This window comes from Duganella sp. CT11-25 (genome assembly GCF_047302815.1).
Lineage (GTDB): Bacteria > Pseudomonadota > Gammaproteobacteria > Burkholderiales > Burkholderiaceae_D > Rugamonas.
In genome coordinates this window covers 2839093-2865316 of sequence record NZ_JBKBFD010000001.1, presented here as the reverse complement: position 1 = coordinate 2865316, position 26224 = coordinate 2839093, and the positions used below count along the sequence as shown (strand labels likewise).

The 26224-nt window shown below is 64.0% G+C and carries 29 protein-coding genes and 1 tRNA gene; 12 read left to right on the top strand and 18 right to left on the bottom strand.

Going from position 1 to position 26224, the window contains the following annotated elements; genetic code table 11:
* Positions 1 to 13 precede the first annotated feature (13 nt).
* The 10 genes from ACEN9F_RS12180 (at position 14) to ACEN9F_RS12135 (ending at position 9254) form a co-directional block, all read left to right on the top strand.
* Entirely contained in the window at positions 14 to 397 is a 384-nt protein-coding gene (locus ACEN9F_RS12180; RefSeq protein ID WP_413427046.1) for a diacylglycerol kinase, read from the top strand.
* Positions 398 to 505: 108 nt separating this feature from the next.
* On the top strand, positions 506 to 1507 hold the full coding sequence (locus tag ACEN9F_RS12175; RefSeq protein ID WP_413420279.1) for a sulfate ABC transporter substrate-binding protein: 1002 nt from the start codon (positions 506 to 508) through the stop codon (positions 1505 to 1507).
* 5 nt (positions 1508 to 1512) lie between these two features.
* A complete protein-coding gene (locus ACEN9F_RS12170; protein WP_413420278.1) occupies positions 1513 to 2070 on the top strand; it encodes an RBBP9/YdeN family alpha/beta hydrolase in 558 nt (185 codons plus the stop codon).
* A 39-nt stretch (positions 2071 to 2109) separates the two neighbouring features.
* Positions 2110 to 2748, top strand: a complete 639-nt coding sequence (locus ACEN9F_RS12165) for a peroxiredoxin (protein ID WP_413420277.1) — start codon at positions 2110 to 2112, stop codon at positions 2746 to 2748.
* Positions 2749 to 2857: 109 nt separating this feature from the next.
* Complete coding sequence (locus ACEN9F_RS12160; RefSeq protein WP_413420276.1) at positions 2858 to 3631, top strand: sulfite exporter TauE/SafE family protein; 774 nt, start codon at positions 2858 to 2860, stop codon at positions 3629 to 3631.
* 109 nt (positions 3632 to 3740) lie between these two features.
* The gene (gene cysT, locus ACEN9F_RS12155; RefSeq protein WP_413420275.1) at positions 3741 to 4613 is read left to right on the top strand and encodes a sulfate ABC transporter permease subunit CysT; all 873 of its coding nucleotides are present in this window, start codon (positions 3741 to 3743) and stop codon (positions 4611 to 4613) included.
* A gap of 1 nt (position 4614) precedes the next feature.
* A complete protein-coding gene (cysW, locus tag ACEN9F_RS12150; protein WP_413420274.1) occupies positions 4615 to 5517 on the top strand; it encodes a sulfate ABC transporter permease subunit CysW in 903 nt (300 codons plus the stop codon).
* A 4-nt stretch (positions 5518 to 5521) separates the two neighbouring features.
* On the top strand, positions 5522 to 6592 hold the full coding sequence (locus ACEN9F_RS12145; protein WP_413420273.1) for a sulfate/molybdate ABC transporter ATP-binding protein: 1071 nt from the start codon (positions 5522 to 5524) through the stop codon (positions 6590 to 6592).
* On the top strand, positions 6589 to 7521 hold the full coding sequence (locus ACEN9F_RS12140; protein WP_413420272.1) for a CysB family HTH-type transcriptional regulator: 933 nt from the start codon (positions 6589 to 6591) through the stop codon (positions 7519 to 7521). The genes ACEN9F_RS12145 and ACEN9F_RS12140 overlap by 4 nt, the downstream gene beginning before the upstream one ends.
* Before the next feature lie 116 nt (positions 7522 to 7637).
* The gene (locus ACEN9F_RS12135) at positions 7638 to 9254 is read left to right on the top strand and encodes a methyl-accepting chemotaxis protein (RefSeq protein ID WP_413420271.1); all 1617 of its coding nucleotides are present in this window, start codon (positions 7638 to 7640) and stop codon (positions 9252 to 9254) included.
* 3 nt (positions 9255 to 9257) lie between these two features.
* Here the strand turns inward: ACEN9F_RS12135 and ACEN9F_RS12130 are convergent, their stop codons facing one another.
* The 6 genes from ACEN9F_RS12130 to ACEN9F_RS12105 all read right to left on the bottom strand — a co-directional run bounded on the left by ACEN9F_RS12130 (position 9258) and on the right by ACEN9F_RS12105 (position 16140).
* Complete coding sequence (locus ACEN9F_RS12130; RefSeq protein WP_413420270.1) at positions 9258 to 11669, bottom strand: TonB-dependent receptor plug domain-containing protein; 2412 nt, start codon at positions 11667 to 11669, stop codon at positions 9258 to 9260.
* Positions 11670 to 11883: 214 nt separating this feature from the next.
* Complete coding sequence (locus tag ACEN9F_RS12125; protein WP_413420269.1) at positions 11884 to 12933, bottom strand: aldo/keto reductase; 1050 nt, start codon at positions 12931 to 12933, stop codon at positions 11884 to 11886.
* Between the two features lie 11 nt (positions 12934 to 12944).
* A complete protein-coding gene (locus ACEN9F_RS12120; protein ID WP_413420268.1) occupies positions 12945 to 13985 on the bottom strand; it encodes a quinone-dependent dihydroorotate dehydrogenase in 1041 nt (346 codons plus the stop codon).
* Positions 13986 to 14018: 33 nt separating this feature from the next.
* Positions 14019 to 14747: an arginyltransferase gene (locus ACEN9F_RS12115; RefSeq protein ID WP_413420267.1), complete on the bottom strand. Its 729-nt coding sequence runs from the start codon at positions 14745 to 14747 to the stop codon at positions 14019 to 14021.
* Positions 14748 to 14820: 73 nt separating this feature from the next.
* Positions 14821 to 15549 (bottom strand): leucyl/phenylalanyl-tRNA--protein transferase, encoded by a 729-nt coding sequence (gene aat / locus ACEN9F_RS12110; RefSeq protein ID WP_413420266.1) that lies wholly within the window; start codon positions 15547 to 15549, stop codon positions 14821 to 14823.
* Positions 15550 to 15558: 9 nt separating this feature from the next.
* Complete coding sequence (locus ACEN9F_RS12105) at positions 15559 to 16140, bottom strand: NUDIX hydrolase (protein ID WP_413420265.1); 582 nt, start codon at positions 16138 to 16140, stop codon at positions 15559 to 15561.
* A 162-nt stretch (positions 16141 to 16302) separates the two neighbouring features.
* Between ACEN9F_RS12105 and ACEN9F_RS12100 the strand changes: the two genes are divergently transcribed.
* A tRNA-Met gene (locus ACEN9F_RS12100) sits at positions 16303 to 16379 on the top strand.
* 22 nt (positions 16380 to 16401) lie between these two features.
* Here ACEN9F_RS12100 and ACEN9F_RS12095 read toward each other — a convergent pair.
* The 7 genes from ACEN9F_RS12095 to ACEN9F_RS12065 all read right to left on the bottom strand — a co-directional run bounded on the left by ACEN9F_RS12095 (position 16402) and on the right by ACEN9F_RS12065 (position 22276).
* Complete coding sequence (locus tag ACEN9F_RS12095; protein WP_413420264.1) at positions 16402 to 16869, bottom strand: DUF29 domain-containing protein; 468 nt, start codon at positions 16867 to 16869, stop codon at positions 16402 to 16404.
* Positions 16870 to 16884: 15 nt separating this feature from the next.
* A complete protein-coding gene (locus ACEN9F_RS12090) occupies positions 16885 to 17325 on the bottom strand; it encodes a DUF29 domain-containing protein (protein WP_413420263.1) in 441 nt (146 codons plus the stop codon).
* A 52-nt stretch (positions 17326 to 17377) separates the two neighbouring features.
* Positions 17378 to 18418, bottom strand: a complete 1041-nt coding sequence (locus tag ACEN9F_RS12085) for a MerR family transcriptional regulator (protein ID WP_413420262.1) — start codon at positions 18416 to 18418, stop codon at positions 17378 to 17380.
* 15 nt (positions 18419 to 18433) lie between these two features.
* Positions 18434 to 19306, bottom strand: coding sequence for an acetyl-CoA carboxylase, carboxyltransferase subunit beta (gene accD / locus ACEN9F_RS12080; protein WP_413420261.1), 873 nt, complete (start codon positions 19304 to 19306; stop codon positions 18434 to 18436).
* A 67-nt stretch (positions 19307 to 19373) separates the two neighbouring features.
* Complete coding sequence (locus ACEN9F_RS12075) at positions 19374 to 20270, bottom strand: DNA-3-methyladenine glycosylase family protein (RefSeq protein WP_413420260.1); 897 nt, start codon at positions 20268 to 20270, stop codon at positions 19374 to 19376.
* Positions 20267 to 21157, bottom strand: coding sequence for a DMT family transporter (locus tag ACEN9F_RS12070; RefSeq protein WP_413420259.1), 891 nt, complete (start codon positions 21155 to 21157; stop codon positions 20267 to 20269). The genes ACEN9F_RS12075 and ACEN9F_RS12070 overlap by 4 nt, the downstream gene beginning before the upstream one ends.
* A 96-nt stretch (positions 21158 to 21253) precedes the next feature.
* Positions 21254 to 22276, bottom strand: a complete 1023-nt coding sequence (locus tag ACEN9F_RS12065) for an XdhC family protein (RefSeq protein ID WP_413420258.1) — start codon at positions 22274 to 22276, stop codon at positions 21254 to 21256.
* A 43-nt stretch (positions 22277 to 22319) separates the two neighbouring features.
* On the opposite strand from ACEN9F_RS12065, the gene ACEN9F_RS12060 reads away from it, so the two are divergent.
* A complete protein-coding gene (locus ACEN9F_RS12060; protein WP_413420257.1) occupies positions 22320 to 22451 on the top strand; it encodes a hypothetical protein in 132 nt (43 codons plus the stop codon).
* On the opposite strand, the gene ACEN9F_RS12055 is transcribed toward ACEN9F_RS12060, so the two are convergent.
* Genes ACEN9F_RS12055 through lspA form a run of 5 tightly spaced genes read right to left on the bottom strand, consistent with a single transcriptional unit; the run spans position 22448 to position 26172 of the window.
* On the bottom strand, positions 22448 to 22843 hold the full coding sequence (locus tag ACEN9F_RS12055) for a surface-adhesin E family protein (RefSeq protein WP_413420256.1): 396 nt from the start codon (positions 22841 to 22843) through the stop codon (positions 22448 to 22450). The two genes, ACEN9F_RS12060 and ACEN9F_RS12055, sit on opposite strands and share 4 nt — an antisense overlap.
* A 17-nt stretch (positions 22844 to 22860) precedes the next feature.
* The gene (locus tag ACEN9F_RS12050) at positions 22861 to 23958 is read right to left on the bottom strand and encodes a M48 family metalloprotease (RefSeq protein ID WP_413420255.1); all 1098 of its coding nucleotides are present in this window, start codon (positions 23956 to 23958) and stop codon (positions 22861 to 22863) included.
* Between the two features lie 18 nt (positions 23959 to 23976).
* The gene (gene dut, locus ACEN9F_RS12045) at positions 23977 to 24426 is read right to left on the bottom strand and encodes a dUTP diphosphatase (protein WP_413420254.1); all 450 of its coding nucleotides are present in this window, start codon (positions 24424 to 24426) and stop codon (positions 23977 to 23979) included.
* On the bottom strand, positions 24427 to 25650 hold the full coding sequence (coaBC, locus tag ACEN9F_RS12040; protein WP_413427044.1) for a bifunctional phosphopantothenoylcysteine decarboxylase/phosphopantothenate--cysteine ligase CoaBC: 1224 nt from the start codon (positions 25648 to 25650) through the stop codon (positions 24427 to 24429).
* Positions 25651 to 25668: 18 nt separating this feature from the next.
* Positions 25669 to 26172, bottom strand: coding sequence for a signal peptidase II (gene lspA, locus ACEN9F_RS12035; RefSeq protein ID WP_413420253.1), 504 nt, complete (start codon positions 26170 to 26172; stop codon positions 25669 to 25671).
* Positions 26173 to 26224: the final 52 nt, after the last annotated feature.

Sequence of the window (26224 nt, the reverse complement as noted above, 5' to 3'; positions counted from 1 at the left end):
TTTAGACCAAATCATGGATCCAGTCAGCGAATTCAAGAGCAAAAGTGGCCTCAAACGTATTTATTCCGCCTTTTTCTACTCCCTCGACGGTTTCCGTTCGGCATGGAAGCATGAGCATGCGTTCCGCCAAGAGGTGGGCATGTTCGTGGTCGGCGCCGTCATCGCCCTGGTGTTGCGCATCTCGGCGTTCGAAAAACTGCTGTTAATCGGCGTGCTGATGTTGATATTGATCGTGGAACTGATCAATTCATCGATAGAAGCGGTGGTGGACCGGGTCTCGCTGGAGCGCCATCCCCTATCCAAGAACGCCAAGGACTTCGGCAGCGCGGCAGTGCTGCTGACCTGTCTGCTGGCGGCCGCGACCTGGGCGGTGGTCCTGTTCAACCGTTTTTACTGAGCGACAACTAATCTATATAAACTTTTTATATATTGAACTGCTAAAAGCTTAGTTCTCATTTATAAAGGGCAGCAGTAATCTGGAGACCTTCACTACTAGGGGAATCAAATGCTGTCCAAAAAAATCATTGCTGCTGCTGTTCTTGCCATTACCGCCGTTGCACCTGCTCTGGCGGCTGAGATTTCGCTGTTGAACGTATCGTACGACCCGACCCGTGAGCTGTACCAGGACGTCAACACCGCCTTCGCCAAGGAATGGAAAACCAAGACCGGCGACGTGCTCAAGATCAAGCAATCGCACGGCGGTTCCGGCAAACAAGGCCGCGCCGTGATCGACGGCCTGGAAGCGGACGTGGTCTCGCTGGCGCTGGCCTACGACATCGACGAAATCGCCCAGCACAAGCTGCTGTCGCCGGACTGGCAGAAGAAGCTGCCGCACAACAGCACCCCGTACACCTCGACCATTGTGTTCCTGGTCCGCAAGGGCAATCCCAAGGGCATCAAGGACTGGAACGACCTGGTCAAGCCAGGCGTGGCCGTCATCACCCCGAATCCGAAAACCTCCGGCGGCGCCCGCTGGAACCATCTGGCGGCCTACGGCTACGCGCTGCGCCTGCCGGGCGGCACCGACGCCTCGGCCAAGGAATTCCTGGGCAAGCTGTATAAAAACGTGCCGGTGCTGGACTCCGGCGCCCGCGGCGCCACCACCACCTTCGTCGAGCGCGGCATCGGCGACGTGCTGATCGCCTGGGAAAACGAAGCGCTGCTGGCGATCAAGGAACTGGGCCCGACCAAGTTCGACATCATCGCGCCATCGGTCTCCATCCTGGCGGAACCGCCGGTCGCCATCGTCGACAAGGTGGTCGACAAGCGCGGCACCCGCAAAGTGTCCGAGGCTTACCTGAACTTCCTCTACACCGACGAAGCGCAGGACATCATCGCCAAGAACTACTACCGTCCGGCAACCGAGAAGGCATCGAAGAAATACGCTTCGCAGTTCCCGAACGTGAAACTGTTCACCCTGGCGCAAGTCGCGGGCGACTGGACCAAGGCCCAGAAGACCCACTTCGCCGACGGCGGCGTGTTCGACCAGATCTACCAGCCTAAGTAAGCAAGATGGACGGCGTGCTTGCCCAGTTTCGCGTGTTGATTGCGCCCGGCCTGCATAACAGCGGGCCGGACCACTGGCAAAGCCGCTGGCAACGCCTGTTCCCCGCCTTCGAGCGGGTGCAGCAGGACGACTGGGAGGTGCCGGACCTGCCGCGCTGGTCGGCCCGCATCGACGAGGTTCGCCGGCGCGACAGCCGGCCGACGCTGGTGGTCGCGCACAGCTTCGGCAGCCTGGCCACGGTGCACAGCCTGGCGCGCGATCCGTCCGGCGTCGCCGGCGTGCTGATGGTGGCGCCGGCCGATCCCGACAAATTCAACGTGGCGGCGCTGCTGCCTCGGCAAGCGCTGCCGGTGCCCTCCATCATGGTTGGCAGCACCAACGATCCGTGGATGGCGGCGCCGCGCGCGCAGCTGTGGGCGCAGCGCTGGCACAGCCGCTTCATCAACGGCGGCCCGCTCGGCCATATCAACGCGGAATCGGGCCTGGGCGACTGGCCGGAGGGCTTGGAAACATTGTATTTTCTAGCAGAAAAGGCGCAGAATGACGCGCTGACGGCGCCCTGACGCCGATACTTGCTTAACCTCAACCTCCTGGAGACCACCATGACGATACGCCTGGGCGATACCGCGCCTGATTTTGAACAAGATTCTTCCATTGGCAAACTGCATTTCCACGAATGGGCGGGCAACTCCTGGGTGGTGCTGTTTTCGCACCCGGCCGACTTCACGCCGGTCTGCACCACCGAACTGGGCCTGACCGCCAAGCTGAAACCGGAATTCGACAAGCGCAACGTCAAGGCGATCGCGCTGTCGGTCGACCCGGCCGAATCGCACCAGAGCTGGATCAAGGATATCGAGGAAACCCAGAACACCGTGGTCGGTTTCCCCATCATCGCCGACGCCGACCGCAAGGTGTCCCAACTGTACGACATGATCCACCCGCAAGCCTCGGCCACCGCCACCGTGCGCACGCTGTTCGTGATCGACCCGAATAAAAAGGTTCGCCTGAGCATCACTTATCCGATGAGCACCGGCCGCAACTTCGACGAAGTGCTGCGCGTGATCGATGCGCTGCAACTGACCGACGGCTACACCGTGGCGACGCCGGGCAACTGGAAGGATGGCGACGACGTCATCATCCCGCTGACCGTGCAGGATCCCGAAGTGCTCAAGCAAAAGTATCCGAAAGGGTTCACCGCCGCCAAGCCTTACCTGCGCGTCACCCCGCAACCGAACAAATAACGGCTATCACGCGCTAAGGCATTTGCAAAGCGCATAAGCAAATAAGCATTCCGTTGTTTGGAAATTTCCCTATAGTAGGTACCCTTCGGGCCTACTTTGGGGAAACTGCATGGATTTGTCGTTTGTCATTTCAGGTTTTGCCGTTGGCGTGCTGGTCGGCATGACCGGCGTCGGCGGCGGCTCGCTGATGACGCCGCTGTTGACGCTGATGTTCGGCGTCTCGCCGGCCGTCGCGGTCGGCACCGACCTGGCTTTCGCTTCGCTGACCAAGGGCGTCGGCACCTTCACCCATCGATTGCGCGGCACGGTCCACTGGGACATCGTCGGCCGCCTCTGTCTCGGCGCCTTGCCGGCCGCGCTGCTGGCCAGTATCGCCCTTCAACATTTCGGCACGCTCAACAAGGAAATCGGCCAGGTGATCCGCTACACCATCGCCGGCTCGGTGCTGCTGACCGTGGTCGCGCTGCTGTTCAAGCGCAAGATGCTGGCCTGGATCACCGCCCACCCCGAGCGCCAGCTGCAGGGCAGGGCGCTGAGCACCGCCACCATCGTCTCCGGCGTCGTGCTGGGCACGCTGGTGACGATCTCGTCCATCGGCGCCGGCGCCATCGGCGCGACCCTGCTGGTGATGCTGTATCCGCGCCTGAGTGCCGCCGAAGTGGCCGGCACCGATATCGCCTATGCCGTGCCGCTGACCGCGATCGCGGCGATCGGCCACTGGTGGCTGGGCTCGATCAACTGGACGCTGCTGGCGACCTTGCTGGTCGGCTCGCTGCCCGGCATCACCATCGGCGCCTACGCCGCCCGCGCCGTGCCGGAGCGCCTGCTGCGTGGTTTGCTGGCGATCACACTCGTTGCCGTGGCAACAAAATTAATCTTCTGAGCGTATATAGCGTAAACATCTAATCAAATGAGAAAAGCTTCGTTTGTATTATGAAGCGCGGATGAGATTATGCAGCCCTTATAGAAGAATTTGTAATAAGGGAGCCTTCATGTCCGCAGTTCTCGCAGCGTCCGCCACGGCACCCGTTGCCGCCAAGGGCGCACCATTCCGGGTGATGCCGGGGTTCCGGCTGTCGCTGGGATTCACCATTTTCTATCTGGCGCTGATCGTCCTGATTCCGCTGTCGGCGGTCTTCCTGAAGACCTTCACGCTGACCTGGGATGCGTTCTGGGCCGCGGTGACCTCGTCCCGCGTGATCGCCTCATATAAGCTGACCTTCGGCGCCTCGCTGATCGGCGCCTTCATCAACGTCATCTTCGGCGGCATCGTCGCCTGGGTCTTGGTGCGTTATGAATTCCCCGGCAAGCGCATCATCGACGCCCTGGTCGACCTGCCGTTCGCGCTGCCGACCGCCGTGGCCGGCATTACGCTGACCGCGCTGTACTCGGCCAACGGCTGGTTCGGCCGCTTCCTCGAAGGCACGCTGGGCCTGAAGGTGGCGTTCACGCCGCTCGGCGTGGTGATCGCGCTGACCTTCATCGGCCTGCCCTTCGTGGTGCGCACGGTGCAGCCGGTGCTGGAAGACGCCGAGCGCGAACTGGAGGAGGCCGCCGCCAGCCTGGGCGCCAACGCCTTCCAGACCTTCACCCGCGTGGTGTTCCCGACCATCCTGCCGTCGCTGATGACCGGCTTCGCGCTGGCCTTCGCGCGCGCCACCGGCGAATACGGCTCGGTGATCTTCATCGCCGGCAACATGCCGATGGTGTCGGAAATCACGCCGCTGTTCATCATCACCAAGCTGGAGCAGTACGACTACGCCGGCGCCACCGCGATCGCGGTGGTGATGCTGGTGGCGTCCTTCCTCATGCTGTTGACCATCAACCTGTTGCAAGCCTGGGCTCGCGGAAAGTCGGGGAAATAATATGAGCGCAGCTCCAACAGTCACGCCAAGCGCCCCGGTGCGCCGCGGCGAATTGCCGTCGGCGCCGAAAACGCTGGAACCGGCCTGGGTGCGCATCGCGCTGATCGCCGTCGCGCTGACCTTCCTGACCTTGTTCCTGTTCGTGCCGCTGGTGGCGGTGTTCGTCGAAGCGTTCAAGAAGGGCTGGGAAGCCTACCTCGCCGCCATCATCGAGGACGACGCGATCTCGGCCATCAAGCTGACGCTGATCACCGCCGCCATCGCCGTGCCGCTGAACCTGGTGTTCGGCATCGCGGCCTCGTGGTGCATCGCCAAGTTTGAATTCCGCGGCAAGAGCATCCTGCTGACCCTGATCGACCTGCCGTTCTCGGTGTCGCCGGTGATCTCCGGCCTGATCTATGTGCTGCTGTTCGGCGCACAGGGCTGGTTCGGCCCATGGCTGATGGAGCACGACATCAAGATCTTGTTCGCGGTGCCGGGCATCGTGCTGGCGACCATCTTCGTCACCTTCCCGTTTGTCGCGCGCGAGCTGATCCCGCTGATGCAGGCGCAGGGCAGCGAGGAAGAGGAAGCGGCCATTGTGCTGGGCGCCTCCGGCTGGGACACCTTCCGCCGCGTGACGCTGCCGAACATCAAGTGGGGCCTGCTGTACGGCGTGATCCTGTGTAACGCCCGCGCCATGGGCGAGTTCGGCGCGGTGTCGGTGGTGTCCGGCCACATCCGCGGCGAGACCAACACCATGCCGCTGCAGGTCGAGATCCTCTACAACGAATACAACTTTTCGGCAGCCTTTGCCGTGGCGTCCCTGCTGGCCCTGCTGGCGCTGGTGACCCTGGCCCTGAAATCCTTTATCGCCTGGCGCTTGAACGAATCCATCGCCGACGACAAGCGCACAACGGAGTAATACCATGACGATCGAAGTTAAAAACATCAACAAGCGTTTCGGCGATTTCGTCGCCCTCAACAATGTCTCGTTGGACTTCCCGCAAGGCGAACTGACGGCGCTGCTGGGGCCTTCGGGCTGCGGCAAGACCACGCTGCTGCGCATCATCGCCGGCCTCGAGCATCCCGACTCCGGCCAGGTGCTGCTGGACTCCAACGACGCCTCCCACCGCCACGTGCGCGAGCGCCAGGTCGGCTTCGTGTTCCAGCACTACGCGCTGTTCAAGCACATGACCGTGTTTGAAAACGTCGCCTTCGGCCTGCGCGTCAAGCCGCGCGCCGAGCGGCCGTCGGAAGAGCAGATCCGCCGCAAGGTCAAGGACCTGCTGGAGCTGGTGCAGCTGGACTGGCTGGCCGACCGCTATCCGCCGCAACTGTCGGGCGGCCAGCGCCAGCGTATCGCGCTGGCGCGCGCGCTGGCGGTCGAGCCGCGCGTGCTGCTGCTGGACGAGCCGTTCGGCGCGCTGGACGCCAAGGTGCGCAAGGAACTGCGCCGCTGGCTGCGCCGCCTGCACGACGACCTGCATGTGACGTCGATCTTCGTCACCCACGACCAGGAAGAGGCGCTGGAAGTGGCCGATCAGGTGGTGCTGATGAACAAGGGCAACGTCGAACAGATCGGCGCGCCGGCCGAGGTCTACAACCATCCGGCCTCGCCGTTCGTCTACGGCTTCCTCGGCAACGTCAACATGTTCCACGGCCGCGTGCAGGACGGCATCCTGGCCAGCGGCGACGCCAGCTTCCAGGTGCCGGGCCAGCCCGACGCCGACGGCAAGGGCACCGCCTACGTGCGTCCGCACGACCTGGAAATCGACCGCTACACGCCGGGCGCGGAAGGCATCGTCGTCAAGCTGCGCCGCGCCCATGCGATCGGCCCGCTGGCGCAGCTGGACCTGCAGCGCGACGATACCTCCGAACTGATCGAAGCCGTGATGTCCAACGAGCGCTTCAGCAGCCTGCAACTGAAAGAGGGCGAGACCCTGGTCGTGCGTCCCAAGCGCCTGCGGGTGTTCGTCGACCAAGGAGCATCCATATGAATTTCCAACAACTGCGGTCCATCCGCGAAGCCGCCCGGCGCGGCTACAACCTGACCGAAGTGGCGAACGCCCTGTTCACCTCGCAGCCCGGCGTGTCGCGCCAGATCCGCGAACTGGAGGATGAGCTGGGCGTCGTGATTTTCGAACGCAACGGCAAGCGCCTGACCGGCATGACCGAGCCCGGCAAGGGCATCCTGAAGATCATCGACCGCCTGCTGATCGAGGCGGAAAACCTGCAGCAGGCCAGCCTGGAATACACCGGCCAGCAAAGCGGCACCCTGAGCGTGGCAGCGACCCACACCCAGGCGCGCTATGCCTTGCCGAAGGTGGTGCAGAGTTTCCGCAGCGCCTATCCGGACGTGCGCATCGCCCTGCAGCAGAGCGCGCCCGAGCACATCGCCGAATGGATCTTGTCCGGCAAGACCGACATCGGCATCGCCACCGAAGGCTTGTCGCAATTCCCGGACCTGGTGTCGTTCCCGTGCTACCGCTGGAGCCACATCATCGTGGTGCCGGACGGCCATCCGTTGTTGACGCGCTCGCCGATCCGGCTGGAAGACCTGGCCGAGTTCCCGCTGATCACCTATGACGTCGGCTTCACCGGCCGCGGCCATATCGACGCGGCGTTCGCGGCGGCCGGCGTCAAGCCGGACATCGTGCTGACGGCGATGGATTCGGACGTGATCAAGCAGTATGTGTCGCTGGGACTGGGCGTCGGCATCGTCGCCTCGATGGCCTTCGACCACGGCCGCGACAAGGGCATGCGCGCGGTGGAGGCGTCGCACCTGTTCGCGCAGAACACCACGCGGCTGGCGGTGCGCAAGGGCGCCTACCTGCGCTCCTACGCCTACCACTTCATCCAGGAATTCGCGCCGGACCTGAGCCGCGCCGACATCGACGCCGCCCTCAACGGCGGGGATCTCTCCTGATCCCGCGTGGCCGCCGAAGTATTGTGGCGGCCACAAAACAGTCTGCAAAAATTTTCCTATTTGCATGATGAAATGACCATATACTGATACCCAGCATTCCACTGATGGGGGGCATGATGGGTATCGGTAATTGGAAAATCGGCTACCGGCTCGCGGCCGGCCTGGGTGTCTCGATCGTGTTCATGGTCGGCATCTCGGTGATCGGTATAGGCAATCTTGGCAAGTTGAATAACAACACCAACGACCTCGCCGCCGACAAGGTTCCCAAGGTGATACTCGCTTACGAAACGATAGGCGGCGTCAACGACATCGCCCGCGCCATGCGCAACGCCATGCTGTCCAAGGATCCCGAGGTGATCAAGGCCGAGATGGAGCGCGTCGACAAGCGCAAGGTGGAAAACGCCGCGCGGCTGGACAAGCTGGGCGTGCTGATCGCCGACGACGAAGACCCGCAAAGCAAGGCCAGGCTGCAAGCCGTGCTGGACGCGCGCGCCAAGTACGCGGTGGTGCAGACCGCGTTCGTCGCCATGTCCGGCGACATCGACAAGCATGACGAGTCGGTGAAATATCTGCTGACCACGGTGCGCAAGGAACAGACCGCCTATCTGAACGCGCTGACCGAGCTGGTCAAATATCAAAACGCCGCCATCGAAGACGCCAGCGTCGTCGCCGGGCAATCCTATTCCAGCTCGCGCAACACGATGATCCTGCTGACGGTGGTCGCGGCCGGCCTGGCCGCCTGGGTGCTGCTGTGGATTACGCGCAGCATCACGCGGCCGCTGAACCGTGCGGTCGGCATGGCGCAGGCGGTGGCCGGCGGCGACCTCACCATGCGCATGGAGTGCGACACCACCGATGAAACCGGCCTGCTGCTGCGCGCGCTGATCGACATGAACGACAGCCTGGCGCGCACGGTCGGCCAGGTGCGCTCGGGCACCGACACCATCGCCACCGCGTCCAATCAAATCGCCAGCGGCAACCTGGACCTGTCCAGCCGCACGGAGCAGCAGGCATCCAGCCTGGAAGAGACGGCATCGTCGATGGAGGAGCTGACCTCCACCGTGACGCAGAACGCCGAGAACGCGCGCCAGGCCACCAAGCTGGTGGTGTCGGCCTCCGATTTCGCCACCAAGGGCGGCCGGGTGGTCGGGCAGGTGGTGACGACGATGGGCGCGATCAAGGAAAGCTCCAGCAAGATCGTCGACATCATCAGCGTGATCGACGGCATCGCCTTCCAGACCAATATCCTGGCGCTGAACGCGGCGGTGGAGGCGGCGCGTGCGGGCGAGCAGGGCCGGGGCTTTGCGGTGGTGGCGTCCGAGGTGCGCAACCTGGCGCAGCGCTCGGCCAGCGCGGCCAAGGAAATCAAGGAATTGATCGGGCGCTCGGTGGAGACGGTCGATGCCGGCGCGGCGCTGGTCGATGAGGCGGGCGCGACTATGGATGGCATCGTCAAGGCGGTCAAGCAGGTGGCCGACATCATGACCGAGATCAGCGCCGCCAGCAGCGAACAGAGCAGCGGCATCGAGCAGGTCAACCAGGCCATCGTCTCGATCGACGATGCGACGCAGCAGAACGCCGCGTTGGTGGAGGAAGCCGCCGCCGCCGCGCAAAGCATGCGCGACCAGGCGGACTTGCTGGCGCAGGCGGTCAGCGTGTTCAAGCTGGCCGGCGCGCCGGCTTATGCGGCGCCGCCGCGCCGGCCGCAGCCCCGGCAACTGACCGCGGCCTAGGCCCTACCAGCTGTAGCCGGCCTTGGCGTAGTAGTAGCGGCCGTTGAAGCCGTTCGGTGCGAAGCCGCTGTACGGATTGATGCCGTTGTTGTTGAGGTTGCCCGCCGACGTGACCTGGTCCGGATAGCGGTCGGTGACGTTGTCGATGCCCGCGCTCAGGCGCCAGTTCTTGCTCAGCTTCACGCTGGCCGACAGGTCCAGCACCCATTGCGGATCGTAGACCTGGTCCAGCGTCGCGTTATTCTGCGGCACGGTGAAGCTGCCGTAGCGCGTGACCACGCCGCGCGCGCCCCACGCGCCCAGCGACCAGTCGGTGGCCAGGCTGAACTTGTCCTTCGGCGAACCCACGGTCAGGCGGTTGATGGTCTGGCGGTCGATCAGCGTCAGGTTGTTGTCGGTCAGGACTGCTGGATTGGCGTTCACATGCTCCAGCGAGTTCTTGTTGTGGTTGTAGGCCGCGGTAAAGTCATAACGGCCCGCGCTCGCCGTATCCCAGCGATAGGTGCTCACCACGTCGACGCCGGTGGTGCGCGTGTCGATGGCGTTGGTGAAGTAGCGGCCCGCGCCGACCAGGATGCCCTGCTTGGCCAGCGTGGCTTGCAGCGTCGGCGACAGGGTCATATTGGCCGACAGCGCCACGCGGTCGTCGATATCGATACGGTAGGCGTCGATGCTCGCGGTCCAGTTGCGGGTGGGCTGCAACTGGAGGCCGAGGCTGTAGTTGCGGGCTTTCTCGGCTTTCAGCGGCGTCGCGCCCAGCGCGGCGGCGGCGGCGCTGCCCACCGCGAAGGTGCCGGTCTCGATCGCGGTATTGGAACCGTTGACGACCGAGAAATTGGTGGTCGTGATCGTATAGAACTGCTGCGCCAGCGACGGCGCGCGGAAACCGGACGACGCCGTGCCGCGCAGCGACACCGCATCGTTGAACGCGTAGCGTGCCGACCCCTTGGCCGAGGTGGTGTTGCCGAAATCGCTGTAGCGTTCGTGACGCAGCGCCGCCGACGCGGAAAACTGCTTGGTCACTTCCGCTTCCAGGTTGGCGTAGATCGATTCGTTGTGGCGGCTGTTGCTGCCCGCATTCACCGGGCGGAAACCGGAAAAGCCCTGCGCACCGGTGCCGCTGTAAGAGGCCTCGTCGCCGGCGCCGATCTGGTACTTCTCATGCCGTGCTTCCACGCCCAGCGCCACCGTCAGCGGACCGCTGAAGGCCGCCACCGGATAGTCTTTCGCCACGTCGAAGTTCAACAGCGCCTGCGAGTTTTTCAGCTTGCCCGCGTAGAAATGGGTCGGGCTGGCGGCGTTCAGGCTTTGGTTGACGGTATGGTCCAGATCCAGCTGGAATTCGTTGCTGCCGTAATTCAGGCTGGCGTCCCAACGCCAGCCGGACGCCTCGCCGCGCAGGCCGGTCACCAGCGACAGGTCGGTCGACTCGCTGTTTTCCAGCGGCAGGAAGCCGTTCGGATAAATCGGCGTGCGCTGCACGTACTCGGTGTGGGCCGGGACGGTCGGCGTGGGCGGCACGTTGACGGCCACCAGCGCGGTGCGCCAGGTCGCCGCGGCCGACGTGTCGCGCCGGCCGTAGTTGGCGAAGGCGTACCAGTCGATATCATCGTCGATGCGGTACTGGCTGTTGACGAACAGCGTGCGCGGCTTGGTCTCCGGATCGCCGAAGCGCTGCACCACCTGGCCGTACAGCGGCTCCAGCTTGTTGCGTGAATCCGGGCCGGCGCGGTTGGTGGGATCGCGGTCGGCCGCCTCGACGGCGATGCGCACCCAGCCGTCGTCGCCGAGGTTGAAGCCGGCCGAGCCGCGCAGGGTTTTCTGCTTGCCGTCGCGCTCCTGGTACTCGCCGAAGCCGACCTCGACCTCGCCGCCGCTGGCGCCTTTCTTCAGGATGATGTTGATCACGCCGGCGATCGCATCGGAACCGTACTGGGCCGCCGCGCCATCGCGCAGCACCTCGATGTGATCGATGGCCGACAGCGGGATCGCGTTCAAGTCCACCGGCGCCGAGCCGCGTCCCTGGGTGCCGTTGACGTTGACCACGGCAGACGTATGGCGGCGCTTGCCGTTCACCAGCACCAGGGTCTGGTCCGGCGACAGGCCGCGCAGCTGGGCCGGACGCACGGCATCGCTGGCGTCGGCGCCGGAAGGGCGCGGGAAATTCATCGACGGCAGCAAGCGGCCCAGCACGGTGGCCAGCTCGGTCGAGCCGCTGGCCTGCAGCTCGCGCGCGCCGATGACGTCGACCGGCGATTCGGAATCGATGGTGCGGCGGTTCTTGGCATAGGTGCCGGTGACAACGACGGACTGCAGTTCGCCGTCGACTGGCGCTTGTTGGGCAAAGGCGGGAATGACGACGGAAGCGATCAGGCTGGCGAGCAGAAGCGGCTTGGCGGTGTGGCGTGTGGTCATATGGGCTCTTGAACGTTTAGATGAGGAAAAGCTTACCAGAGGGCAAAGTCGCTGCCCACGAATGCTTACGTCTAATGATATTCAAGTTCCGGATATCGCGTTGCCCGTTTGTAAATCCGGGGTCAGGTCCAGAACACGGACACAAGCTCTGCTGTATAAGCGCCTACAGCAGAGCCCGTGTCCGTGTTCTGGACCTGACCCCGGAGTTTCGGGGTTACTGGCCGGGGTTGGTGATGCGGGCATGGATGGCGTCCACTTGGTCGATCAGCTCCTTCGGTAGCTGGATCTCGTAGGCGTCGATGTTTTCCTTCAGCTGCGCCAGCGTGGTGGCGCCGATGATGGTCGAGGCGACGAACCAGCGCGAGTAACACCAGGCCAGCGCCAGTTGCGTCGGCGTGAGGCCGTTGTCGCGCGCCAGCTTCGTGTATTGCGCGACCGCTTCCAGTACCGCCGGACGCAGGTAGCGCGGGCTCCAGGTCGGCGGGAAGATCGTCAGCCGGCCGTGCGCCTTGGGATCGTCATGGTATTTGGCCGTCAACTGGCCGAAGGCCAGCGGACTGTACGCCAGCAGGCTGACGTTCTCGCGGTAGCAGGTCTCGTCCAGCAGGCTGGTCTCGTAGTGGCGCGCCGTCAGGTTGTACAGGTTCTGGATGGTGGCGATGCGCGGCAGGCCTTTCATCTCGGCCTGCTTGATGAATTCGTTCACGCCCCAGCACGATTCATTCGAGACGCCGATGGCGCCGATCTTGCCTTCCTTGACCAGGTCGCCCAGCGCGGCCAGCGTTTCCTCGATCGCCACGCAGTTGCGCTCGTGCTGGGGATTGAAGACGTTGTTGCCGAAGATGGGCACGTTGCGGCTGGGCCAGTGCAATTGGTATAAATCGATATGCTCGGTCTGCAGCCGCTTCAGGCTGGTGTCGACCGCGGCGCGCAGGTTGGCGGCGTCGAAATTGCGCGCCTTGCCGCCGCGCACCCAGGTGATGCTGGCGTTCGGCCCGGCCGCCTTGGTGGCGAGGACCACCTTGTCGCGCAGGCCAGTCTTCTTCAGCCAGCTGCCGATGTGGCGCTCGGTCGCACCCTGCGTCTGCGCGCGCGGCTGGACCGGATACATTTCCGCCGTGTCGATGAAGTTGATGCCGCGCTCGAACGCGTAGTCGAGCTGGCTGTGCGCTTCGGCTTCCGTGTTCTGCTCGCCGAACGTCATGGTGCCCAGGCAGATCTTGCTGACCTGCAGATCGCTGGCGCCGAGTTGTATCTTCTGCATCTGTAGTCTCCTTAGCGGCCGCGCACGGCGTCCGCGCAATCGCGCACCAGCGCCGGGCCGGCGTAGATTAAACCGCTGTACAGCTGCACCAGCTGCGCGCCGCACTCCATCTTGACCTTGGCGTCCGCGCCGCGCATGATGCCGCCGACGCCGATGATCGGCAATGCATCGCCCAGCTCGGCCTTCAATAAACGGATCACGGTGTTGGAAAACTCGAACACCGGTGCGCCCGACAGGCCGCCCGCTTCGGCGCCATGCCGCATGCCGGTGACGGCGTCGCGGCTCAAGGTGGTGTTGGTGGCGATGACGCCGTCGATCTTGTGGCGCAGCAGCGCGTCGGCGATGTTCTTGACCTGGTCGCCGTCCATGTCCGGCGCGATCTTCAGGGCCAGCGGCACGTAGCGCTGGTGCTGGTCCGCCAGGCGCAGCTGGGCTTGCTTCAAGGTGCCCAGCAGGCCGTCCAGTTCCGAGCCGCCCTGCAGCTGGCGCAGGTTCTTGGTGTTCGGCGACGAGATGTTGACCGTCACATAGCTGGCGTACGGATAAACCTTTTCCAGGCAGTGCAGGTAGTCGTCGGTGGCGCGCTCGATCGGCGTGTCGGCGTTCTTGCCGATGTTCAGGCCCAGCACGCCGGCCTTGTCCTGGTAGAAGCGCGACGACTGCACGTTGGCGACAAAGGCGTCGACGCCGCCGTTGTTGAAGCCCATGCGGTTGATGATGGCGTGCGCTTCCGGCAGGCGGAACATGCGCGGCTTCGGATTGCCCGGCTGCGCGCGCGGCGTCACCGTGCCCACTTCGATCGAGCCGAAGCCCAGGTCGGCCAGCGCGTCGATATAGGCGCCATCCTTGTCCAGACCGGCGGCCAGGCCGACCGGATTCTTGAAGGTGATGCCCATCACGGTGCGCGGATCGGCCTTGGGCTGCTTGACCAGCCTGGTCAAGCCCAGTGCGGCGGCGCGCTTGAGTGCGGGAAGGGTGAAGTGGTGGGCGGCTTCGGCGTCCATCGAGAACAGCATCGGACGGGCCAGGGAGTACAGGAATTTTTCGGACATGGGGCGCTCAGGTTGGTGGTCGCCCGTATTTTATCAGGCGTCCAGCACGCTCCACATGCCTTTGATGCGCGCTTCCAATGGTTTGAAGTTGGTCTTGTAGGACATCTTCGGACTTTCCTTGATCCAGTAGCCCAGATACACATACGGCAGCTTCAGCTCGCGGGCTTGTGCAATTTGCCATAAAACGTTGAAGGTGCCGAACGAGGCGCCCTCGACATCGGGATCGAAGAAGGTGTACACCGACGACAGCCCGTCCGACAGCACGTCGATGATGCTGACCATGCGCAGCGTGCCGTCCGGCTCGCGGAACTCCACCAGCCGCGTGTTGACGCGGCTTTGCAGCAGGAACTGCGCGTACTGGTCGCGGCTGTCCTGGTCCATGCCGCCGCCGGCGTGGCGCTTGCTCTGGTAGCGCAGGTAGAGGTCGTAGTGTTCGTCGGAGAACGAGAGCGTGGCGACGCCGGCCACCAGGTGGCCGTGCCTGGCCCAGGCGCGCCGCTGGCCGCGGCTGGGCACGAACTGGTCGGCCACCACGCGCACCGGGATGCAGGCTTGGCAACCGTCGCAATATGGCCGATATGTAAAGATGCCGCTGCGGCGGAAGCCGTTCTTGACCAGTTCCGAGTAGACGTCCGCGTTGATCAGATGCGAGGGCGTAGCGACCTGCGAGCGCGCCTGGCGCGCGTCGAGGTAGCTGCATGGGTAGGGCGCCGTGGTGTAAAACTGCAGCGTCGCGAAAGGCAGATCGTTCAGGTGCGTCATGCACGTCCTATCGAGGGCGGTTGTTTAGTACCAATGATAGCGCGTAGTCCAGGACAGCGCTTTCACCTTTAGCTTAACTGTCCGGGGCCAGCGGTGCAATGGGTTCCCACGTGGTGATCTGAGGCAATTCAATAGTGTTGCGCAGATGCGCCAGGAATTGCGCGCGCGGGATGGGCGATGCGCCCAGCGAGGCCAGGTGGCCGGTCTCCTGTTGGCAATCGATCATCTCGACGCCGTGCGCGCGCAGGAAGCGCACCAGGTAGGCCAGCGCGATCTTGGAGCCGTCGGTGACGCGCGCGAACATCGATTCGCCGTAGAACATGCGGCCGATGCTGACGCCGTAGGCGCCGCCGACCAGTTCGCCGTCCAGCCACAGCTCGGCCGAGTGGGCGTAGCCGAGCGCGTGCAGGCCGGTGTAGCCGGCGATGATGTCGTCCGAGATCCAGGTGCCGGGGCCGTCGCGGCGCGGGGCGGCGCAGGCGCGCATCACCTGCTCGAAGGCGCCGTCGAAGCGCACCTGCCAGCGGCCGCCTTGGTCCATGCTGCGTTCGATCTTGCGCAGGGTTTTCTTCAGGCTGTCGGAGATGCGGAAGCGCGCGGTCATCAGCACCATGCGCGGATCGGTGCTCCACCACAGGATGGGCTGGCCTTCCGAAAACCACGGGAAGATGCCGTGCCGGTAGGCCATCAGCAGCCGTTGCGGCGACAGGTCGGCCCCGGCCGCCAGCAGTCCCGGCGCGTCGGTGGTCAACGCTTGGGAGACGTCGGGGAAGGGGCTATGGGTGTCGAGCCATGGAATCATGTCACAGCGTCACTTTGCTGCAATGTCCGGGCGCATGTTGTGGGTGATGTCCTGGGTGTGGAAGCCATAGCTGCCGCCCTCACGCATTTTGACGCGGTCGGCGAAGAACAGTTCCAGCGTGGTGCGGATGGTGGGGAAGGCCAGGTCGTCCCAGGGGATTTCCGATTCGCTGAACATTTGCACTTCCAGGCTTTCCTCGCCGGGGGCGAAGTCGAGGTCGACCAGCGTGGCCAGGTAGAACATATGCACCTGGTGCACGCGGGCGACGTTGAGCAGCGTGAACAGCTTGCCCAGCTCGATATTGGCGCCGGCTTCTTCCTGGGTTTCGCGGATCGCCGCTTCGGCCGTGGTCTCATTGTTTTCCATGAAGCCGGCCGGCAGCGTCCAATAGCCGTAGCGCGGTTCGATGGCGCGCTTGCACAGCAGGATCTTCAGTTCGCCGTCGCGCTCCCAGACCGGGATCGAGCCCAGCACCATTTTCGGGTTCTGGTAATGGATCGCGGCGCAGTTGGCGCAGACATAACGTGGGCGGTTGTCGCCAGCCGGAATCGACAGGCTGACGGGGGAGGCGCATTCGGAACAGAATTTCATAAGGGAGTAGCTCAAGTCGGTTTTATGGCTACTTTACACCGATTGCGCGCAGCGCGGCATGGCCTATGCCTATAAGTAACTGCATTTATTCGGACTATCGCGCTCGTTTTCAGGATTAAGATTGCCTAAATTGCCGATCTGCCCTATAATGATGACATCAGACGCGGGGTGGAGCAGTCTGGCAGCTCGTCGGGCTCATAACCCGAAGGTCACAGGTTCAAATCCTGTCCCCGCAACCAAATTCAAAAGCCGTTGATACCGTCAGGTATCAGCGGCTTTGTCGTTTACGCCCGGCCAATAGTCTTCGTCGAGGATTTGCTGGACGGTGAAGGGATTTTGTTTCGGGAAGGTTGACGGCGGCAGCCGTGTTTCCCTTATCGTCTCCCTCACGGCTTTCGGATAGCTTTTGGCGACGTAGCCTTCGACGCTGCGACGCAGGCTGGGCATATCCGACAGCGCCGATTCTATTTCACTGCGCTGTTCGTTGATGGTGCTGATCCAGCTGCTGGAAATGCGCTGCGGTTGATATTTGTACTTCAACAAATGCTTTTGCAGCACGCGCAACCGGCTGTCTACTTCGCGTTTTTCTTTTCTCATGTAGCCCTCGAGTTCCTCGATGAGGTTTTCCAGGTCCAACAGGTCGAACTGTTTGGCGCGCAGCAGTTCCACCTGCTTGCTGGTCCACAGGAGCAGGTCGGCGTCGTAGTCGGTGTCGAGGTGATCGTCCATGATGCCTCCGCGATCTCAGGGGATATAGTCAGGGTCGAGCAATTGCGCTTTGCTGAATGGCATAGTCGCGGGAAAGGCCGAGCGGGACATGCCTGTGTCGTCCGCTGCGAGCGCTGCCGCGCGAGTGTAAGAACGCTCCATATACGCATCGACCAAAGGCGTTAGACTTGGCATGGCCTCCAGCAAGTCCTGGATGCGGATTCGCTGCTCGCGGATCGTTCCCCGCCAGCTTCCCGAAATGTGCTCCGGTTGCAGTTTGCATTTCAGCAGATGCATGATGAGTTGTTCGAGGCGATGCTTGAGTTCATGCTTTTCTTTGCGCGCCATACCTTCGAGCTCCTCGACAAGGTTTTCCAGATCAAGCTGATCGAAATGCTTGGCGCGCAGGAGTTCGGCCTGGGTGTTGATCCAGGCGAGAAAGTCGGCTTCGTAGAGGTTGTTGATGTGATCGTCCATGGGGCACCTTCGCAATCTTAGGGCGCTGGGTGGACTTCTACTTTACGCTTGCTCAAGCCAGTGTGGCGTACGATTTCCTGATGAAATCGAGCATGGCCGGCGTAGCCCAGGTGCCGGTCAGCAGGCGCGGTTCCTGCTCGTGCGCGCGGCGGATCTTGGCCAGCGTGGCGGGGTTGTCGCCGATGCGGGCGCGGAATAATCTCATCCATTCCCGCGCCAGCGCTTGGGATGCGGGATCGTCCGGCGCGGCACCGGTTTCGATGTGCTGGTGGACTTGCGCAAGCAGCGCGATCCACTCCTGTCCATGCTGGCCGCCATGCACGCGCATATGGCGCAATTCATCCGCATCCAGGTACTGCGCGTACAGCGCAAGACGATGCTCGCCGAAGGCTTCGATGACATATTGCTTCAACTGCGGCGTGATCCCGGTGTGCAGCTGCGCGGACGGTTCCATATCCATCATCACCGTGATACGGCGCGCGAATTCGGGATTGGCGGCCGTGTCGCGTTCGAGCATCCGCATCCAGCGCTCGGCCAGTTCGCGCGTCCGCGCGTCGCCGGCCGGCACGCCTTGCTGCATCAAGGCCTGTATCTGCCTGACCAGCGCCGACCAGCCGCTGTTGCGGCGCGCGTCCTGCTGCCAGAACGGCAGCTTGCGCAGTTCATCCTTCGTAAAATACTTGTCGTAGAGGTTCATCAACTCCAGTGCGGACAGCCAGTCCGTCAGTTCCGGTTCGGCGCCGCCGGCCATCTGCCGGTGCAGTTGCGATAGCTGCTCGCGCAGCGCTGTCGCTTGCGCGATCTGCTGGCCCAGCGCTTCGATCTGCTGCGCGACGACGTCGGCGAATGGCGCGTCCGGGCTGGCGAGGAAGGTGCCGATGTCGGCCAGCGACATGCCGAAACGCCGCAGCGCCTGGATCTGGTGCAGGCGCGCGACGTCGGCGCGGTTGTACAGCCGGTAGCCGGAATCGGCGCGCGCCGATGGCGTCAGCAGGCCGATGCTGTCATAGTGGTGCAGCGCACGCACCGTCAGGCCGGAGCGGGCGGCCAGCTCGCCGATTTTCAACACGGTGCTGTCACGATGTTCTTTCATGCGCGATAGTGTACTTCAGGCCACCGCATCCTTCGGCAATTTGAGCAGCAATGCCAGCAGCGCCGCCAGCTCGGCGCGCATCTCGCGGCGATCGACGATCATGTCGATGGCGCCGCGCTCGAGCAGGAACTCGGGCCGCTGGTAGCCCTCCGGCAGTGTCACGCCCAGCGTGCTCTTGATGACGCGCGCGCCGGTGAAGGCGATCAGCGCCTTCGGTTCGGCGATCACCAGGTCGCCGAGAAAGCAGAACGAGGCCGAGATGCCACCCGACGTGGGATCGGTCAGCACCGAAACGAAGGGCAGCTTGCGCTCGGCCAGCCTGGCCAGCATGGCGGTGGTCTTCGCCATCTGCATCAGCGACATCAACCCTTCCTGCATGCGCGCGCCGCCGCTGGCGGTGATGCAGATGAACGGCACATGCTGGTCGATCGCCGCCTGCACGCCGCGCACGAAACGCTCGCCGACCACCGATCCCATCGAACCGCCCATGAAGTCGAATTCGAAGCAGGCCACCACCACCGGCACCGACAGGATGGCGCCGCCGATGACGATCATGGCGTCGGTTTCGCCGGTGGCTTCCGTCGCGGCCTGCAGGCGCTGAGGATAGCTTTTGCTGCCTTTGAATTTGAGCGTGTCGAGCGGCAGGACCTCGTGGCCGATCTCGTGCCGGCCGCCGCTATCGAGCAGGGCGTCGAGGCGCGCGCGGGCGCGGATGCGCATGTGATGGCTGCACTTGGGGCAGACGTGCAGGTTGGCTTCCAGGTCGGCGCGGTACAGCACCGCGTCGCAGGCCGGGCATTTGATCCACAGGCCTGCCGGCATCGACAGGCGCTGTCCGGCATCGCCGCGCTTGATGCGGGGCGGTAGAAGTTTTTCGATCCAGCTCATAGGTTCCCGCATGGTGAAGACATGCAGGGATCGTAAAGCCTGACGTAGCGTCAGGCTCAAGCACAATCTACTCGGCGGGATCGCGCGGGTGCAGGCTGGCCCACAGGTGGGCGGCGGCCATGGTGCGGTGCGGGCTGTATTTGGCGAGGATTTTTTCGGTGCGCGGCATGTCCGGCTTGGTGTCTTCGCCGAGCAGCGCTTGCAGCGCGGCGCGGATCGCGACGTCGCCGTGCAGCGAGCAATCGGCGTAGCCGTAGCCGCGCAGCAGGCCGTAGTTGACGGTCCACGGGCCGATGCCTTTGACGGCCAGCAGCGCGGCCGAGATCTGCTCGATGCCGTTGGCCGCGGAGACGTCGAGATCCAGTTCGCCGTCCGCGACCAGGCGCGCCAGCCGCAGCAAGGTTTCAGCCTTGGCGCGCGAGAATTTGCGGCTGGTGAGATCGTCGATCTCCAGCCTGGCGACATCGGCGGCGGCAGGGTAGCACCACAAGCCGCTGCTGTGCTGCCGGCCCGCCTGCAGGATGAAGGTGCGGCGCAGCGAGATCGCGAACGAGAGGTTGATCTGTTGACCGATGATGGCCCAGGTCAGTGCCTCGAACACGGTGGCCGATTGCACGATGCGCAGGCCGGGCTGGGAGCGTGTCAGCGGCCCGAACATCTTGTCCCTGGCGGCGAAGGCGCTGAACGGTTCGGGATCGATGCGCAGGCCGAGGATGCTCAGCGCCGCTTCGCGCACCTGCTCCTGCGCGGCCTTGGCCAGCTTGCCGTCCGCGTGCACGGTGCAGCTGGCGCTGGCGGGCGACAGGGCGATATCCAGCACCACCGGCACGCCGTCCAGCAGGATGCCCTTGCGCAGGCGTTCGGCACTGACTTCCTCGGCGACGCTTTCGGTATCGCGGCTATGGAAGGCGAGGACGTCGTGCAGGCGGTAGTTGGCCGGCAGCGGGAGGCTGAAGGGCTTCACGCTGCCTTGGCCTTGTTCAGGAAGCCCAGGCTGGGACGGAAGCCCGTCACCAGCGCGGTGCCGGTGATGACGATGGCGGCGCCGACAAAGGTGTACCAGCCGACCGTCTCGCCGAGGAACAGCATGCCCCACAGGATGCCGAACAAGGGACTGAGGAAGGTCACCGTCAGTGCCGACGACGGGCCGACATCCTGGATCAGGCGGAAGTAGATCAGGTAGGCCACGCCGCTGCACAACACGCCCAGCGCGATGACGGCGCCCATGATGCCGATGGTCGGCTCGGCCGGCGCCGGGAAGAACGGCACCACCGGCAGCACCAGCAACGCGGAGGCCCACATCGAGCCGTGCGCGTTGGCGAACGGTTCGACCGTCTTGGCCTGCTTGGCGTAGTTGCTGGCGATGCCGTAATTGAAGGAGGCGAACAGCACGGCCGCGATCGCGATGCCGGCGCCCGGCTTGGAGCTGACATGGTCGAAGCCGACCAGCAGCGCGACGCCGCAGGTGCCCAGAGCGAGGCCGAGCATGACCTTGGCGCTGACCATGTGGCGCGACCAGACGGCGGCGATCAGCGTGCCCCACAGCGGCGTGGTGGCGTTCAGCACCGCCAGCACGGAGGCCGACAGCGTGCGCGCGGCGAAGGCGAACATCAGGAACGGAATGGCGGAGTTGAACAGGCCGAGGATCAGGTAGTGCTTCCAGTGCGCGCGCAGGTCCAGTTTCTTTTTCAGGAAGACGCCGATCGCCGCCAGGAACAGCGCGGCGAACAGCACGCGGTATTCGATCAGCACGGCCGCGCCCAGCACCGGCGCGGCGATCCGCATGAACAGGAAGGAGCCGCCCCAGATGGCGGCCAGGAAGATCAGTCGGAGTAGGTTGGCGGTGCTCATGCGGATTCCGGTTGGATGCTAAATGACGATTGTCGCCGGTCACAGGGAATAGCGAAAGCCGATTCTTGCTTTTGAATTGTCTGCGCTTGCGCTCTTTTACACCGCGCCGGTATCGACCGCGCACACGGCTTCGCCCGGCGCCGTCGGCGAGGCGGCATGTGGTATCAGCATCCCGGTTGGCACGCCGTTCTTAATCGCCGTCATTTCGGCCAGGATGGAGATCGCGATCTCGGATGGCGTCTTGCTGCCGATGTACAGGCCGATCGGCCCGTGCAAACGCGCCAGCTGCTCCGGCGTCAGGTCGAATTCCAGCAGCCGCTCGCGGCGCTTGCTGTTGTTCAGCCGCGAGCCGATCGCGCCGACGTAGAACGCGTCCGATTTCAGGGCTTCCATCAGCGCCATGTCATCCAGCTTGGGATCGTGCGTCAGTGCCACCACCGCGCTGCGGCGGTCCAGCTGCATCGCCAGCACGGTATCGTCCGGCATGTCGTGCACCAGCTGCACGCCGTCGACATGCCAGCCGCTGCGGTATTCCTCGCGCGGGTCGCAGACGATCACGTGGTAATCCATCGCCGTGGCGATCTGCGCCAAAAAGCGCGACAGCTGCCCGGCGCCGATGATCAGCAGGCGCCAGCGCGGGCCGTGCAGCGTGACCATGACCTGCTCGCTGACCTGCATCTGCGCGCCCGGCGCGGCCTTGGACAGCGCCACCTCGCCGCTGCGCAGGTCGAGCCGGCGCTGCACCAGTTCGTGCTGTTCCAGCCGCTGCAGCAGTTCGGCGATGCGGCTGCGCCCGGACAGCGGCTCGATCGACAATTCAATGGTGCCGCCGCAGGGCAGGCCGAAGCGGTGCGCCTCGTCGGCGGTGATGCCGTAGCTGACGATTTCAGGGATGGTGCGGCTGATGCCGTGGTCGCGCACGCGGGCGATCAGGTCGTCCTCGATGCAGCCGCCCGAGACCGAGCCGATCACCGTGCCGTCTTCGCAGATGGCCAGCGTGGCGCCGATCGGGCGCGGGCTGGAGCCCCAGGTCTTGATGACGGTGATGAGTTCGCAGCGGCGCCCTGCGGCGATCCAGGCGGCGCTGGTTTTTAATACTTCGAGATCGATAGAGTCCATGATTGGAATATACTACGGCTCTCTAAAGCTTGCAGGGACTGCCATGAACGACCCCAAGGAAGATGACGGCTCGCCTAAATTCGGCCGCCTGCTGATCGTGCTGATACTGGCAGTGCTGTTTTGCGCCGGGCTGACCTGGCTGATGGGAACCGTCTTCCCCCACTTTCCGAACTAAAGCTTGCAGACCGCAGCCAGCGCGTTGTCGAACGGGCTGTCCGGCACGATGTCTTCCGGGCTGAATTTCTCGTATTTGTAGTTTTCCACCGGCTCGCCCTTGCCCATGGCCTCGGGATAGAACACCTGCGACAGCAGGGTGGTGGTGCGCTCGTCGCAGGAGTACAGGTGCAGCGCCTTGAGCGAGCGGTAAGGCTTGCCTTCGGGCGTCGTTTGCGTCCTGGCATAGCTGTGCATGGACCAGACCTTGCGCGTCTTGTCCATCTTGATGACGCTGGCCTTGTCGATGTAGAAGGCGTTGCCGCTGCCGCCGCCCACGCGCGCCCATTGCGCGGCCTGGGCCCAGCCGGCCGCCAGCATCAGGATGATTGCGATCAGGCCGGGTTTTTTCATAGCGTTCTCTTAAGGGATTACGGCAGCAACGGTTTTTTGGCCGCCTGCTTGCCCTTGATCTCGGCGACGGTCTTGTCGATCACCCCCAGGCGGTAGGAAACGGCGGGATGGGTGGCAGTATAACCGTTCAGCACGGTGGCGGGATATTGGGTGGCCAGGCGCTGCCAGAAGGCGCGCGCGTTGTCGACGTTATAACCGGCGCGCGCCACCATGTACAGCGACAGGTTGTCGGCCGCCGCATCGAGATCCTGCGGCACCGGCTTGACGCCGGCGGTGCCGATCAGCATCGACAAGTCCGGCCGCACGGCGACCAGGTTGTCGATGATGCTGCCGATGGTGTAGGCCTGCTTGGTGGTGGCCGCGTGGCCCAGCACATTGTGGGCGATGTCCTTGGCCAGCACGTAGGCGATGGCTTCGTCGCTCTGGGCGAAGTTGACCATGCCGCGCGTGATCATCACGCGCTGGCCGTCGGCGTAGGAGTTGATGTTGTCCGAATTGCCGATGTCGATCTTGAAGGCGCAGGCGCGGGTGACCGGCACCTTCAGCGCCTGGTTGGCGCCGTTGCGGGACACGGTCATGTTCAAGACCTTGCTGCTGCCGGCCAGCGGGCCAAGCACGCCGGCGGCCTGGGTCTCGGCGTTGGCGCCGGTCGGCAGGGTCTTGCCCTCCGCCGCCACCAGGCCGTCGCCCTTGCGCAGGCCGACGCGCGCGGCGCCGCTGCCGGTCAGCACGCTGGCCACTTCCAGGCGGTCGCCGTAGTTCAGCACCGCTTGCGCGGCGTCGACGAATTCGCCGGTGTAGGAGTATTTGTTCTTGGCGGTGAAGCCGAGCAGGTTGCGCGCCTGCGCGCGGCACAGGTCGGCGTTGTTGATCAACAGCGGGCCGGCGATGCGATACAGGCGGTCCTGCAGCGCCACCATCTGGCTAAGCTGCGCGCGCGCGGCCGCCATCTTGGCGGTGACCACCGGCGGGCCTTCGGTGACGTTCTTGACCACCGCCGGCGGCGGCTCGGGCGTCGCCGGCTTGGATTGGAAAGCGGAGCAGGCCGTCAGCAGCGACGCTGCGGCAAGCAGGGATAAAGTGGCGTATCGATTGACTTGGTTCTGCTGGACCATCCCTGTGCTCCGTTATTTTTAGTGTTTTCCGGTGCTGCCAAAACCGCCGGCACCGCGTTCGCTGGTGTCGAATTCTTCAACGATATTGAAACCGACCTGCAGCACCGGCACGATGATCAACTGCGCCAGGCGTTCCATCGGGTTCAGCGTGAAGCTGCTGTGGCCGCGGTTCCAGGTCGAAATCATCAACTGGCCCTGATAGTCCGAGTCGATCAAGCCTACCAGATTCCCCAGCACGATGCCGTTCTTGTGGCCCATGCCGCTGCGCGGCAGGATCATCGCGGCGTAGCCCGGGTCGGCGACATGGATCGCCAGGCCGGTAGGGATCAGCACGGTCTGGCCGGCTTCGATCACCATCGGCGCGTCGATGCAGGCGCGCAGGTCGAGACCGGCCGAACCCGGGGTGGCGTAGGCCGGCAGCTGGTCTTTCATGCGCGGGTCGAGGATTTTGACGTCGATGTTTTTCATTTATTTGGCAAATAAGGAGTGCTGGGAGATCCGTTTGGAGATCTCCGAAATCAGTTGGCGCGCCAGCGTCAGCTTGTCGGCGCGCGGCAAAATGGTGTGGCCGTTTTCATCGAACAGGATGATGGTGTTGTCGTCCTGGCCGAAGGTGTGGTGGCCGATATTCCCTACTAGCAGGGGGATGCCTTTCTTTTCGCGCTTGTCGGCGCCGAACTGGATCAGGTTTTCCGATTCGGCGGCAAAGCCCACGCAGTAAGGATGGCCGGCCAGCGAGGTGCGGGCGGCGACGGTGGCCAGGATGTCCGGGTTCTGCTCGAACTTCAGGTCGGGTACCGAGCCGTCCGGGTTTTTCTTCAGCTTCTGGTCGCTGGCGTTGGCGATGCGCCAGTCGGCGACCGCCGCCACGGCGATGAAGATGTGCTGGTGGTCGACATTGGCCATCACCGCGTCGTGCATCTGCAGCGCGCTCTGGACGTTGATGCGGGTGACGCCGAACGGCGCCGGCAGCGCGGTCGGGCCGGATACCAGCACCACTTCGGCGCCGGCTTCGCGCGCGGCGCGGGCCACGGCGTATCCCATCTTGCCCGAGGACAGATTGGTGATGCCGCGCACCGGGTCGATCGGCTCGAAGGTCGGGCCGGCGGTGATCAGGATGCGCTTGCCCGCCAGGACCTTCTGCTGGAACGAGGCGATCAGCTCTTCGAGCAGCTGCGACGGTTCCAGCATGCGGCCCATGCCCACCTCGCCGCAGGCCTGGTCGCCGGCGGCGGGGCCGAAGATGACGATGCCGTCGTCGCGCAGCTGCTGCGCGTTGCGCTGGGTGGCGGGGTTCTGCCACATCTCGACGTTCATGGCCGGCGCCACCAGCAGCGGCACCAGGCGCGGACGCGCCAGGCACATGGTCGACAGCAGGTCGTCGCAGACGCCGTGCGCCAGCTTGACCATGAAGTCGGCCGAGCAGGGCGCGATGATGATGGCGTCGGCGTCGCGGGTGACGTCGATGTGGGCCATGTTGTTGTCCACGCGCGGGTCCCACTGGCTGCTGAACACCTTGTTGCCGGACAGCGCCTGCATGGTGACGGCGGTGATGAAGTGGGCCGCGGCCTCGGTCATCACGACCTGCACCGAGGCGCCGGCCTTGGTCAGCGCGCGGCACAGTTCCGCCGCCTTGTAGCAGGCCACGCCGCCGGACAGGCCGAGGACGATTTTCTTACCGGTGAGTTCCATCATGATGCAGCTCCCTATTTAACGGTTCACCCGGCGCAGTTCGTCCAGGATGAACAGGGCGGCGCCGACGCAGATCGCCGAATCGGCGAGGTTGAACGCCGGGAAGTGGCCGATGCCGCTCCAGTGGAAGTCCAGGAAGTCGATCACGTGGCCGTACAGCAGGCGGTCGACGACGTTGCCGATGGCGCCGCCCAGGATCAGCGCCAGCGCCCACGAGAACATGCGCTGGCCGCCGTGCTTCTTCAGCAGGATGATGATGTAGATCGCCGCGCCGATGCCGATCGCGGTGAAGAAGTAGCGCTGCCAGCCGCCGCTGTTGTGCAGGAAGCTGAAGGCCGCGCCCTTGTTATAGGCCAGCACCAGGTTGAAGAAGGACGTGACGAATTTTTCCTCGCCCAGCTGGAAGGTCTTGGCGATGGTGATCTTGGACAGCTGGTCGAACAGGATGACGATGGCGGCAATGCACAGCCACGGCGTGAGACTCGACGAGGATTTGGTCGGGAAGATTTTTTTAGTGGCCATGAGTTATCAATATGTACCCAGCGGTTTCGCCGTCATTCCCGCGTGGGCGGGA